Origin of the sequence: Thalassotalea ponticola, from assembly GCF_041379045.1 — a bacterium.
GTDB classification, from domain to species: domain Bacteria; phylum Pseudomonadota; class Gammaproteobacteria; order Enterobacterales; family Alteromonadaceae; genus Thalassotalea_A; species Thalassotalea_A ponticola.
This window is the reverse complement of record NZ_CP166871.1, coordinates 3209015-3221124: the sequence shown is the minus strand read 5'-3', so window position 1 is coordinate 3221124 and position 12110 is coordinate 3209015. Positions and strand designations below refer to the sequence as shown.

The 12110-nt window shown below is 45.7% G+C and carries 14 protein-coding genes; 11 read left to right on the top strand and 3 right to left on the bottom strand.

Going from position 1 to position 12110, the window contains the following annotated elements; genetic code table 11:
* Genes gspF through ACAY30_RS14170 form a run of 9 tightly spaced genes read left to right on the top strand, consistent with a single transcriptional unit; the run spans position 1 to position 6831 of the window.
* Positions 1–1215 carry a type II secretion system inner membrane protein GspF gene (gene gspF / locus ACAY30_RS14210; protein ID WP_290251847.1) on the top strand — a complete coding sequence of 405 codons (1215 nt, stop codon included), beginning with the start codon at positions 1–3 and terminating at the stop codon, positions 1213–1215.
* Between the two features lie 10 nt (positions 1216–1225).
* On the top strand, positions 1226–1690 hold the full coding sequence (gene gspG / locus ACAY30_RS14205; protein ID WP_290251848.1) for a type II secretion system major pseudopilin GspG: 465 nt from the start codon (positions 1226–1228) through the stop codon (positions 1688–1690).
* 19 nt (positions 1691–1709) lie between these two features.
* A complete protein-coding gene (gspH, locus tag ACAY30_RS14200) occupies positions 1710–2288 on the top strand; it encodes a type II secretion system minor pseudopilin GspH (protein WP_290251849.1) in 579 nt (192 codons plus the stop codon).
* Positions 2275–2649 carry a type II secretion system minor pseudopilin GspI gene (gene gspI, locus ACAY30_RS14195; protein WP_290251850.1) on the top strand — a complete coding sequence of 125 codons (375 nt, stop codon included), beginning with the start codon at positions 2275–2277 and terminating at the stop codon, positions 2647–2649. The genes gspH and gspI overlap by 14 nt, the downstream gene beginning before the upstream one ends.
* Positions 2649–3269 (top strand): type II secretion system minor pseudopilin GspJ, encoded by a 621-nt coding sequence (gene gspJ, locus ACAY30_RS14190; protein ID WP_290251865.1) that lies wholly within the window; start codon positions 2649–2651, stop codon positions 3267–3269. Before gspI ends, gspJ begins: the two co-directional genes overlap by 1 nt.
* On the top strand, positions 3259–4368 hold the full coding sequence (gene gspK, locus ACAY30_RS14185; protein WP_290251851.1) for a type II secretion system minor pseudopilin GspK: 1110 nt from the start codon (positions 3259–3261) through the stop codon (positions 4366–4368). The genes gspJ and gspK overlap by 11 nt, the downstream gene beginning before the upstream one ends.
* Complete coding sequence (gene gspL / locus ACAY30_RS14180) at positions 4369–5613, top strand: type II secretion system protein GspL (protein ID WP_290251852.1); 1245 nt, start codon at positions 4369–4371, stop codon at positions 5611–5613. It abuts the gene before it with no gap.
* On the top strand, positions 5610–6083 hold the full coding sequence (locus ACAY30_RS14175; RefSeq protein WP_290251853.1) for a type II secretion system protein M: 474 nt from the start codon (positions 5610–5612) through the stop codon (positions 6081–6083). Before gspL ends, ACAY30_RS14175 begins: the two co-directional genes overlap by 4 nt.
* Position 6084: 1 nt before the next feature.
* Positions 6085–6831 (top strand): type II secretion system protein N, encoded by a 747-nt coding sequence (locus tag ACAY30_RS14170; protein ID WP_290251854.1) that lies wholly within the window; start codon positions 6085–6087, stop codon positions 6829–6831.
* A gap of 52 nt (positions 6832–6883) precedes the next feature.
* On the opposite strand, the gene ACAY30_RS14165 is transcribed toward ACAY30_RS14170, so the two are convergent.
* From ACAY30_RS14165 to rsgA, 3 genes are read right to left on the bottom strand one after another with little or no spacing between them, the layout of a single operon-like run.
* On the bottom strand, positions 6884–7612 hold the full coding sequence (locus ACAY30_RS14165) for a glycerophosphodiester phosphodiesterase family protein (RefSeq protein WP_290251855.1): 729 nt from the start codon (positions 7610–7612) through the stop codon (positions 6884–6886).
* Between the two features lie 4 nt (positions 7613–7616).
* Entirely contained in the window at positions 7617–8483 is an 867-nt protein-coding gene (gene asd / locus ACAY30_RS14160) for an archaetidylserine decarboxylase (protein WP_290251866.1), read from the bottom strand.
* Positions 8484–8540: 57 nt separating this feature from the next.
* Positions 8541–9572 carry a small ribosomal subunit biogenesis GTPase RsgA gene (gene rsgA, locus ACAY30_RS14155; protein ID WP_290251856.1) on the bottom strand — a complete coding sequence of 344 codons (1032 nt, stop codon included), beginning with the start codon at positions 9570–9572 and terminating at the stop codon, positions 8541–8543.
* A gap of 126 nt (positions 9573–9698) precedes the next feature.
* Between rsgA and orn the strand changes: the two genes are divergently transcribed.
* Together orn and ACAY30_RS14145 are read left to right on the top strand one after the other, a co-directional pair.
* Positions 9699–10244 (top strand): oligoribonuclease, encoded by a 546-nt coding sequence (gene orn, locus ACAY30_RS14150; protein ID WP_290251857.1) that lies wholly within the window; start codon positions 9699–9701, stop codon positions 10242–10244.
* Between the two features lie 161 nt (positions 10245–10405).
* Entirely contained in the window at positions 10406–12070 is a 1665-nt protein-coding gene (locus ACAY30_RS14145) for a hypothetical protein (RefSeq protein WP_290251858.1), read from the top strand.
* Positions 12071–12110 lie beyond the last annotated feature (40 nt).

Sequence of the window (12110 nt, the reverse complement as noted above, 5' to 3'; positions counted from 1 at the left end):
ATGGCAGCTTTTGATTATCAAGCGATAGACAGCCGCGGTAAGAATAACAAAGGCGTTGTCGAGGGTGACAATGCCAAACAAGTTCGTGCGATGTTGCGCGACAAAGGGTTAATCCCAATAGAAGTCACCCCGTCGTTGGCCAAAGCAAAGCAAGAAAGCGGCCGCTCAGGCTTTGGTAGACAAAAGATATCAGCAACAGAATTGGCGTTAATTACCCGTCAATTAGCAACCTTGGTTGAGTCGGGCTTGCCAATTGAAGAGTCGTTGATGGCGGTGGCTGAGCAATGTGAAAAAAACAAACTGAAAAGTATGATCATGTCGGTGCGCTCTAAAGTTAACGAGGGCTTTAGCTTGGCGGAATCGATGGCTGAATTTCCCCACGTCTTTGACAAGCTGTTTCGCGCTATGGTGGCAGCCGGTGAAAAATCAGGACACTTAGACACCGTCCTTGACCGCTTGGCTGATTATACTGAACAACGTCAAAATATGCGTTCGCAAATCATGCAAGCGTCTATTTATCCGATGATTATGACCTTAGTCGCGGTGTCGGTTATTGTGGTATTACTGGTTGCCGTGGTGCCCAAAATTGTTGGTCAATTTGATCATTTGGGTGAGCAGTTACCAGCGACAACTCAGTTTTTAATTAGTGTCAGTGAATTTTTACAAAATTATATACTGTGGATTCTGGGTTTGTTTATCGTAGCCATCGCGGTGTTTAAACAAATGATGAAGCGGCCAGCATTTCGCATGAAAGTGCACGAGTTATCGTTATCAATGCCAGTCACTGGCAAAGTGACGAAAGGTCTTAACACGGCGCGCTTTGCCCGAACCTTGAGCATATTAACCGCCAGCTCGGTGCCATTGCTTGAGAGTATGCGTATCGCCGGTGAAGTGTTAACCAATGACTTTATCAAGTTGCGCGTTAACGAAGCGGCTGACAAGGTCAGGGAAGGGGCAAGTTTACAGGCCTCACTTAAGCAGACCAAACTATTTCCGCCGATGATGGTCCATATGATAGCCAGTGGTGAAAAATCAGGTGAGCTTGAATCTATGCTAGCGCGAGCCGCAGATAACCAAGATCGCCAATTTGAAGCCTTGGTCAATATTTCATTAAAAATATTTGAGCCAGCGCTCATGGTCACTATGGGGATCGTAGTTTTATTTATAGTAATGGCCATTGTACAGCCAATACTGCAGTTAAATACAATGATATAAGGTGTAACAAATGAAAGTGCAACAACGCAAAAACGTTCGCGGTTTTACCCTGTTTGAAATTATGATTGTAATCGTTATTTTGGGGTTGTTAGGGGCAATGGTGTTACCTAACGTGATGGGAAATCTAGATCGCGCCAACATTCAAAAAGCGATCTCTGATGTGCAAGCGTTAGAGAAAGCGATGATAACCTACAAAGCCGACAACTTTAAATTTCCTACCACGGAACAAGGCCTAGAAGCGTTAGTTGAGGAAACCGATATCGAACCGCTTCCTCGTCGTTTCTTGGAAGGTGGATACATTTCAAGTTTACCCCAAGACCCTTGGGGCAATGATTACATCCTGATCAGCCCGGGTGAGTTCGGTCGCTATGACATTTTTTCGGCGGGTGAAGACGGTGAGCCGGGTACTGATGACGACATTGGTAACTGGAATATCAAAGAGTGGCAAGCAGGTGGACCTGGCTCTCTTGACTAAACGCTTATAGGGAATGGTTGTGCAACGCGGTAACGGATTTACACTGTTAGAAATCATGCTGGTACTCATTGTGCTCGGCATGATGTACAGCGTAGTGATACCTAATATTCGCGGCACCGATGCCAGCGATGAAATCGAGCAGCACAGCCAATACTTCGCGCGCACATTTTCACTGGCGAGTGAATACGCGCTGCTGAACAATTTAGAGCTGGGCCTTTACGTTAAAGACAACAGCTATCAATTTCTCGTCTTTAATGGTCAGCGCTGGCAACAGGTACCCGATCAAGAGCTATTTGTTAACCAAAGTTTCAATGAGCCGTATGCATTAGAGCTGACTCTCGACGAACTGGACCTTGATGCGGATGCGATGACTATTGATCGAGAGATGTTCAGCGAATTTGAAACGGAGCAAAGTTTTGACCAAGGCGAGGAGCCGATATACCCGCAAGTGTATTTGTTCTCCAGTGGTGAAATAACCCCGTTTCAACTGCGCTTTATCTTTGATGATAATTTCGAGCAGCCGATATACTTTCAAGTGAGTGCAAGCTATTCATTGCCGTTAACCGTACAAGGACCCTTAGACTATGAAAAAGGCTAAGGGGTTTACCTTAATTGAAGTGTTAATCGCGCTCACAGTATTTGCCTTAGCTGGCACAGCGGTGTTGAGTATTGCCAGTACCAGTGTCAATGGTACCGCTCGTATCGAAGCGCAGACGCTGGCGACTTGGGTGGCAGCCAATCAACTGGTTGAGACTAATTTACAGGCGCAATGGCCACCGACAAAAAAAACGGGCCGCGCAGAAATGGCTGGGCACGAATGGCACTGGCAACGCATTGTTGAGGCCACAGAAGATAAAAATATGCGAGCAGTCACCGTTGAGGTGCGACTAGAACAAAGCGATAAATATCCGTTAGCAAGCCTGATCACCTACGTCAGCAATCCCAAGGCGAGGCAGTGATGAATCAACGAGGTTTCACCTTAATTGAAGTTGTTATTGCGGTTTTTATCTTTGCGATGATTTCGTTGGGTACCACATCCGTGTTGTCAACACTCAATGCATCGAGTGAGGTAACGGCAGAAAAAGGTGACCGCTTAACTCAATTACAGCGGGCATTTTTGGTGATCGAACGCGACGTGTTGCAAATGACGAAGCGCTCGGTGCGCTTGAACGGCGAGGCACCGCTGTCGCGCTTTATCTTTAGCAACGAGTCGACCTACTCAACTAATACCCACGGTATCGCTTTTGTGCGCAAGGGGTGGCGCAACCCTGGCTTGTTGCTACCGCGTTCGGATGTGCAAGCGGTGATGTATCAGTTGGAGGAAACAACGCTCAATCGCTTGCACTATACGTTCGTCGATTCAGTCATTGGTACCGAGCCCAAAGTCAGGCCGTTACTGGATAACGTCGAGCAAGTAGACTTTGAATTTTACAACGGTAAAAACTGGGTCAAGTCACTGCCAGAAACAGAATTACCGCTAGCATTGGCAATTGAAATCACCCTGCCAGATATGGGGGTGATTAGACGCCAGTTTTTAGTGCCTGGGGTGATCCAAGAACAAGGCGCAAATGATGATTAACTCGGTTAACAAAAATTCGCAACACGGGGTTGCGTTGGTCGTTGTTATGCTGATCATCGCATTGTGTGTGATTGTCGCCAGTCGAATGAGCTCAGCGCTAATTTTTCAAGTGCAGCGCACGGATAACCTCAATTCAAACCAACAGGCATACTGGTATGCAATGGGCGCTGAAGCCTTTGCTAAATCGGTGTTAAGTCTGTCGTTTAAAGGCGAAAACAACAAACAAGTTACCCATCTAGGTCAGCCTTGGGCCGAGGGAGAAAAAGCCTTTCCCGTGGACTTAGGTGAAATCAGCGGTGAAATAACCGACTTGCAGTCGTGTTTTAATGTCAATGCACTGGTGAACCCCGAGCAGAGTCGAGATGATTTGCCAATTGACAGCGACGAACAAGACGCACCGCAAGACGACAATGCGCAACCGGCAGCTGACGAAACCGATGAGGATGCCGATAATGAATCAGGAAAAGAAATAAAAAACAAAGCTAAACAATCGTTTATAGAGTTGTTAACCTTGTTAGAGATTGAAGGTGTCGATCGCTATACGGCTGAATCTATGGCCGATGCATTACAAGATTGGCTCGATGACGATGCGGTGTTGGTGTCACCCAACGGCGCTGAAGACAGTGACTACGCGGCTAAGCAATATCCGTATTTAGCAGCCAATAGTTTAATGACCAGTGTCAATGAGTTAAGACTGGTCGAACACTTTAGCGCTGCAGCTATACTGGCGATGCAAGACTACGTGTGTGCGATCCCCAATTCGTATCTGCATCAAATAAATATCAATACCATTGATCAATCGCGTATTAAACTGTTGCAAGCACTGTTAGGCGGTATAGATGAAGGCAAAGCGCAAGATATATTGGCTGAGAGACCTGAACAGGGCTTTAAAGACTTAACTGACTTTTACAATAACAGTGCGTTGAAGGGAATAAATAACGTACAGCAATGGCGACAACAATTTGTGGTAGACAGTGACTATTTTATGTTAACCACCAAGACGTCATTTAATGACAGCTATTTCAGTATGAAATCAATTATGAAAATTAATAAAGATGAATCTATTCATGTAATAGATCGGATAATTGGAGCTAACTAAATGCGGGAAACAGTATATATACGCATCTCAGCCATGCCAGACGATCCGCTACAATGGTTAATTGTATCCAATGAACACCACGATGAAATTGCCAGTGGTGAATTAACCGACAAAGATCAGTTAGTGACTCTGCAGGACAAAATTCAAGGGCGCGATGTCAAAGTACTGATTGACAGTACCGTGCTTGGTTTTCGTCGGCTCAAAGTGCCAGGTAAAAATGACCGTGCGATTCGCGCAGCGACGCCTTATATGATAGAGGAAGAGCTGGCGCAAGATGTTGAAACTGTGTTTTTTGCCTACGCATCTCGGCCGCAAGGCTTTCGCGGTGATGACAATTGTTTTGTCGTTTATGTCAGTCATCAACAAATGGCAACGTGGTTATCGTGGTTTAATGATGCCGAGATCAAGGTGCGCCATTTTATTCCCGATGTGTTGTGTTTACCACGCCATGGCGATGTCAGTGTTGTCGCTATTGATAACCAATACATTGTGCGTTTTGATGATTTCAATGGCTGTGTCGTAAACCGAGATCTATTACCGCAAGTCATCGACGATATTGTTGAACAAACGAGTCAGCAAGACGATGAAGAGCCTCGTCATTTACAAATAGACTGCTATAGTCCGGTCGATACAACGGTTAATGATCGCGTTGAACTGGTTGAACAAAGCTGTCCATTGCCACTGTTATTACTGGCACAGCACAGCCAGCAGGCCCAATGTAATTTATTACAAAATCAATACCACATAAAAGATGAGCGACCGGCGTTTGTCACCATGTGGCTTAAAGTTGCCGCTATGGCTGTTCTCGCGGTGATATTGACCGTGGTCAGCAAAGTTATCGAGCTTAACCAATTGCAGGCTCAACAAGCGCAAATAGGTGAGCAAATCAAGCGCGATTACATGCAGGCGTTTCCACAAACTAAACGAGTTCGGCTGACAACGTTAAAACGACAAATGCAAAACCAATTAGCAGCAACGGGGGCGAGTGATACAGACGCTGGCTTCTTGGCGATGTTGGTGGCGGTGCAGCCGGCGTTTGAAAATGTCACCCAAATTAAACCGAATACCATGCGCTTTGACGGCAAACGACAAGAGTTGCGCTTATCGGTAGTGGGTAAAGACTACCAGAGCTTTGAAAAGTTTAAGCAACAATTAGAAGCCGCCGACTTGGAGGTGAAAGTTGGCGCTCAAAACAATCAAGGTGATTTGATCAGTGGCTCATTCAGTATTAGGAGCAAAGCATGAAGCAGTGGTGGTTAAGTCTCAATCAAAAAGAGCAGCGCTTGGTCAGTATTCTGGCGGTTGTGGTGTTAATAGCCGCATTCTACGGGCTTATTTGGCAACCGCTTAACGACAAGTTAGACAAAGCCCAAATGCGATTGACCAAACAACAAGAACTTGCCCTTTGGGTTAGTGAAAACATTCCTAAGTTAAAAGCGCAAACCAGCACCCAAGGGGTGCGGACCAATGGCGCCAGCTTGTCGAGCATTGTCAGTCGCACGGCACGGCGCTCGTCGATAGCCATTGCTCGCATGCAACCGCAAGGTGATGACTTGCAAGTTTGGATTGATGAAGTGGAGTTCAACGGGTTGTTAATTTGGCTCAATGCCTTGAGCAGCCAAGAGTCAGTGCGCGTTGATTCAATTGATTTAAGTGAAGGCTCTCGACCAGGTACGGTATCGGTGCGTCGATTGCAATTAGTGAAGGCGGGTTAATATGTCAGTCGTAAAGAAATACATTCTGCCAATATTCGCGTTTTTATTGTTGTATGTGCTGTTTGTCGTGGTGCTGGCACCGGCCAAAAAAGTACTGAGCTATGTCGATTTACCCAAAGGCGTCTATCTAGGTATGGTATCGGGGTCGGTGTTTTCTGGCAAAGCCGATGTGGTGCGCCTTGGTGATCACTCAGTTGAGCAGGTGCAATGGCAGCTCAAACCCCTGTCTTTATTGTTGTTAAACCCAACCGCCGATGTCACGTTTGGCGCGCCGCGACTTGGCTATCAAGGTCAGTTGACGGCGAGCAATTTGCTCGCTACGCCATCATTGCGCAATGTTGAAATTACTGCCGATGCGGATTACGTTGTCGGTCAGCTCAACTTGATGGTTGATGTTCAGGCACAAGGGCAACTGCAGTTAGCACTGGAAAACTTTATTCCCGGACAAGCAGTGTGTGAACAGGCGACGGGTGATCTGCTTTGGCAACAAGCCGAGATAAACGCCACTGGCGAGTACGTTGCGCTTGGCGATTTTGATGCCGATATCAGTTGTCAACAAGGCGATGTGGTACTCGACGTCAATAAGGACAATGGACTTGGTATCGAGCTCAAAGCGTCATTCAATGGTCGCCAAGTGAGGGCCAACGGCTTTTTGACGCCAGGCGAACAGTTTCCGCAAGCGCTTGAGCCAATGCTAGGCTTTATGGGGCGTAAAGATAATCAAGGCCGTTACCGGATCCGCATTTAACCACCGCATCTAACTGCATCGAAAGGCTTAGTCGACGCCACTGTGTAAACGCTTAACGCAGTGGTGCTTCGGGCTTTGGTGCGGATGTCAAATGGGCTATTTTTAGCAGTGACTGGGTGGGGTAATTACTGAAGATGCCATCGACGCCTAAATGATGCATCTCGATAATGTCATCTTCATCATCTACGGTATAGACAAAGACTTTCATGCCGCGCTGATGTGCATCGTCGACAAAGGCTTTGTTAATAAAGTCTACGTCAATGTGCACGCTGTAGGCACTGAGCTTTTCGGCAAAAGCGGCGTAATCCAATGGGCAGCTCGCGGTTAGCGCGCCAACGTGAATCGCAGGATTTAATGTCTTAACTTGAAACAGCAAGTGATGATTAAAGCTCGATACTAAGAACTTGTTGTAATCAAAGTGATAGTCTTTAATTGCTTTTTCAATTAACGCTAGGGTGGGGACTACCGTTTTATCTGCTTTTAATTCGATATTGACCGGGCATTGCCCATTGATCAGCTGTAATACTTCGTCTAACGTTGGTACTCGTTGCCCTTTGCCGGCATCGAGTTGGCGAATTTCGGCAAAGGTAAGTTTTGACAACAAGCCTTGTCCATTGGTTGTTTTGCCAACATTGCGATCGTGAATAACGATCAGCTCACCATCAGCCCAATGAACGTCAATTTCGATGGCATCGACGTTCATTTCAAGTGCTTTTTCAATGGCTAATAGGGTGTTTTCAGGCTCGTGGCCACTTGCCCCACGGTGAGCGACGACTAGCATTTAATTACTCTTCTGACAAATAACCATAAGGTTGACCTAATCGAGTTACCTTACCGGGGCCATCTTCGCGGCAAAACTCCATTGTTCCCTCTGGGAAACAGCACACGGTTGTTGAGCCCAATTTGAAACGTCCCATTTCGGCGCCTTTTTCTAAGGTAATTGCACCGGCTTCGCCCTCAGCAGGGTAGTGCCAACGCTGCAGTGATTTACCGCCATTGGGCGCAATTGTACCAGCCCAAACGGTTTCCATACTGGCAACAATAGTCGCGCCCACTAAAACCAGCGCCATCGGGCCAATAGCAGTATCGAAAATGGTAACGACGCGTTCGTTACGAGCAAACAGATTTGGTACATTAGCCGCCGTTAGTGGGTTAACACTAAACAGCTCTCCTGGTACAAAAATCATTTCTCGCAAGGTGCCCTTCATTGGCATGTGAATGCGGTGATAGTCTTTCGGTGCGAGGTAAATCGTTGAAAACTTACCTCCTTGGAACGGTGCGGCGGTTTTGACATCACCACCAAGCAAAGTTTCTAATGAATAATTAAAGCCTTTTGCTTGAATAATTTGGTCATTAACAATATCCCCTTGTTGGCTGATGGTGCCATCGACGGGAAAGCAAATTTCATTGCTATCTGGATTAATTGGGCGCAATCCGTCTTTGAGTTCTCGGGTGAAAAAGTCGTTGAAGGTGGCAAAATCTTGCGCATTTTCCAACTTTGCTTCACTCATATCGATGCCGTACGCTTTAATAAAACGGTTAATCGCAAAATGGGTTAGCGCACCAGCTTTAGCGCTTGCGAACTTACCGACTAAACGCGATAAGGTGGTTTTGGGCATGGCATATTGCAGGGCAATTTTTAAATTATCCAATGACACTTGGGATTCCTTTTTGCGACCTAAGCAAGGCTCAGGTCTGGTTATTATAGGTTATTTAAAACGCGATGTTAGAGTATTACTATCTAGGCTGGCAAGTATTCGTTGATAACTGGCAAACCTCAACGGGCTGATATGTCCGTCGTTAACCGCTTGTTGTAGGGCGCAACCCGGATCGTCTTGATGCTTGCAATCGCGAAACTTACAGTAGCCAAAGTACTCTTGGAATTCGATAAATCCTCGGTCTACTTGTTCTGGGGTGAGATGCCACAAGCCAAATTCGCGAATGCCCGGTGAATCAATAAGGAAGCCACCTGCCGGAAAATCGTATAGACGTGCGACGGTGGTGGTGTGTTGACCAAGACCTGAAACATTGCTCACTTCTTGGGTCAGTAAATCCAATTCGGGCATCAGTTGATTGACGAGTGTCGACTTGCCTACCCCTGATTGACCAACAAAGATACTGGTTTTATCTATTAGGCGTTGCTCAATGGCATCTAGGCCTTGGCTGTGCTTTGAGCTAACTTTTAGCACCTCATAGCCAATTGCTTGATACAGCGATAGGTGCTGGTCAATCAGTGGCTGAGTTTCGTCGTCGAGCAGGTCAACTTTGTTGAGTACGATGATCGGTTTTATGCCGGTCAGCTCGGTTGCGACGAGATAGCGATCGATAATGTCGGGATTAAACGCTGGCACAACAGAAGAGACAATAAAAATTTGGTCAATGTTGGCGGCAATCGGCTTGACCCCGTCATAGACATCAGGTCGAGAAAGTACGGATATTCGTTCGTGCACCGCTTCGATAACGCCACTCACACTGTGCTTGGTTTCTTTACCGGGACGCCATTGCACGCGGTCACCACAGACTAGCGAGTCGACGGTGCGGCGGATATTACAGCGAATGATCTCACCGGTACTGCTTTTAACGTCGGCGTGTTGGCCAAAACGGCTGACGATGACGCCTTGTTCGGCATCGCCTAGTTCGGAATCTTGCCACAATTCTTGTTTGTTTTGCTTTAATTTTCCGGCAAGGTTTTTCTTGATGCGTCGATGTTGCCCTTTGGTCAGTTTTTTCGCTTTAGCCACAATTAATTGCTTAGGTTGATTATTCAAATATATGAATGATTATCGATATGCCGTATTATACTCTGCAGCGAACAATAATGAAAATGATCTGTATAACACCGCACTAACGGACACGGGGTAACAACAATGGCAGTAGATAAGCAAAATCTTGTATGGTTAGATCTTGAAATGACCGGACTTGATCCAAAATGCGATGTTATTTTAGAGATCGCGACCATTATTACCGATGCCAATTTAAATATTATTGCTCAAGGTCCAGTGATCGCCATTTCACAATCCGACGAGACATTAGCCAATATGAATCCGTGGTGCATTGAACAACACGGTAAAAGTGGCTTAACTGAGCGTTGTCGACAGTCAACCATTACTCTGCAACAAGCGCAACAGCAAACCATAGACTTTGTCTCTCAATACGTAGAGAAAGGTGTTTCACCTATGTGTGGTAACTCCATTGGTCAAGACCGACGTTTTATCAATGCCTATATGGCAGAATTTGAGTCTTGGTTTCACTACCGCAATATTGATGTTAGTACCATTAAAGAATTAGTCCGCCGCTGGCAGCCTGAATTGCTCAATAAAGTGCAGAAAACCGGAACTCACTTGGCGTTAGATGACATTCGTGAATCAATAGAAGAACTGCGTACCTATCGCCAATATGTTTTTAAAATTTAGGGCTTTATGCAATATTAGAACAGTTATTGCTCGATTTTGTTGTGCGAGTTATAGTAACCTATAGCAAGACAACGGATTGTGGTTTTGATTCGTCAGTACTTGTAGCGTTAACAGCGTATTGACCAGAATCGACTCGATAAGAATAATAAAGGATTTATGGCATGACTCAGCCATCCACTCACCTTAAAACGCCAGTGTCACTGCTATCTAAAGCGCTGCTCTATGTTAGCGGCCTGTTGGCGGCGATGCTCTTGCTCATTACCATGTCGCTGTGGTTGCACAATCAACAAGCCGACCGAGCTCAGTTTCTCAAGCAACAGCAAATTCCATTTATCAAAAACAACGCACAATTAATGCAAAGTGTGGCCGACCTCGATCGTCAGTTAGTTGCTCAACAGTTAGCGATGGGCGACCAAAATTTGCAACAGCCGTTAGAAGATTTAAAAGGTGCTTGGGAGCATATTGTTGCGTTGAGTGAAAAACAAATCGAAGTAAGTAGTAACTCACTTCGTGATGCTCATTCTCAGAAGATTGCTAGCCAAGCGCAGGAGTTTGCCAACGGCTATAAGGGTTTTGTTAATTGGGTCGATGATTTGTTATTGATGCGCCAAGCGCGAAGCAACCAATACAACGCCAACATGGTCGCTCTTGGTGAGTTGATTTACCGCGTTAATCAGTTGCGCGAAAGCTCAATTAATGCATTGAATCGCCAGCCAATTTCAGTAGTTAATAATCAAAATGGGGTGTCGACTGATACCTTAAATACCATGCTATCGCATGTTAATGACGGACAATTTTACCAACAAATTTATCAGCAACTACTGCAAATTGAAAACAAGTTAATTGAGTTGTCCAATGCTAAAACCAGTCACCAGTTTAATCAAATATCAACCGAAATTGCTGGACTGACACGCGATATAAACAAACAGCTTGCCAACGAGAGCGACGAGCAGCATAAGCAGCTGCAAACCGATGTTGCCGATATCACCAATCAATTGATGGGTTCGGGACAGCTATTTGCCAAATGGCGAGAAGAAAACGCGATTAACAACATGGTGATCGAGCAATTGCAACAGTATCAGCGCTTTTTATCACAAACGGTTGAGTTAATCGAGCAACCAACGTTCTATGCCTTACCAGAATTCTCTCTAACTCTGCCGGTGTTCAACACCCAAGTTAAAGAGTCGACCATGATGTCTTTCACCTGGTCGGTGATTATTGGTTTACTCGTATTTTGTGGTGTCATTGCTTGGCGCTTGATGGTGCTGGTGCGTTACGCGTACCAATCAGGCGGTGCGGATATCCGCGCCCAACTCGCAGCGCAGCAAGCGATAGAAAAAGCACAGCAAAATAACAAAGCTGAAGAACAGCAACGACTTAATAGTATTTTGAATGAACAAACCGCCAAGGCGGCCGCTAAGCCTGAGGTTAAAAACGAGACCATAGCCGAGATTGACTTAGATAACGAGGAGACAACGCCGAGCTTCTATAAAGTAAATAATTTGGTGATGAACTTAGACAAGTTCAATAAGTATCACGGCAGTACCGACATGGCAGTTTATATGCTTGATGATTACATCGAGCGCAACAACAAAAATTTTGCCAAATTAAAAGAAGCGCTTGCCCATGAAAATATGGCCAAGGTGACTCAGTTAAACGAAGCAATCCTCAAGGTGGCTAACATTCTTTCTGCCCCGCGCTTGATTAAAGTATGTGAGCAAATGCAAACGGTCAGCCAACAACACAATATGCAACAAGTCGTACCCTTGCTCGTTGAAATGAATGCCGCAATTAAAGAGGTTGGTGAGTTTGTCGCCGAAGTGTGATACTCGCTCGTCGCTAACAAAATAGCTTGATTAGTGTTAA

Bases quoted from the DNA above. Each gene is read 5' to 3' on its own strand.
- ACAY30_RS14165 (WP_290251855.1), bottom strand. From the start codon at position 7,612: ATGCTAGTCGTCGCTCACCGTGGGGCAAGTGGCCACGAGCCTGAAAAC.
- gspG (WP_290251848.1), top strand. From the start codon at position 1,226: ATGAAAGTGCAACAACGCAAAAACGTTCGCGGTTTTACCCTGTTTGAA.
- ACAY30_RS14170 (WP_290251854.1), top strand. From the start codon at position 6,085: ATGTCAGTCGTAAAGAAATACATTCTGCCAATATTCGCGTTTTTATTG.
- gspF (WP_290251847.1), top strand. From the start codon at position 1: ATGGCAGCTTTTGATTATCAAGCGATAGACAGCCGCGGTAAGAATAAC.
- gspJ (WP_290251865.1), top strand. From the start codon at position 2,649: ATGAATCAACGAGGTTTCACCTTAATTGAAGTTGTTATTGCGGTTTTT.
- gspK (WP_290251851.1), top strand. From the start codon at position 3,259: ATGATGATTAACTCGGTTAACAAAAATTCGCAACACGGGGTTGCGTTG.
- gspL (WP_290251852.1), top strand. From the start codon at position 4,369: ATGCGGGAAACAGTATATATACGCATCTCAGCCATGCCAGACGATCCG.
- ACAY30_RS14175 (WP_290251853.1), top strand. From the start codon at position 5,610: ATGAAGCAGTGGTGGTTAAGTCTCAATCAAAAAGAGCAGCGCTTGGTC.
- ACAY30_RS14145 (WP_290251858.1), top strand. From the start codon at position 10,406: ATGACTCAGCCATCCACTCACCTTAAAACGCCAGTGTCACTGCTATCT.
- gspI (WP_290251850.1), top strand. From the start codon at position 2,275: ATGAAAAAGGCTAAGGGGTTTACCTTAATTGAAGTGTTAATCGCGCTC.
- orn (WP_290251857.1), top strand. From the start codon at position 9,699: ATGGCAGTAGATAAGCAAAATCTTGTATGGTTAGATCTTGAAATGACC.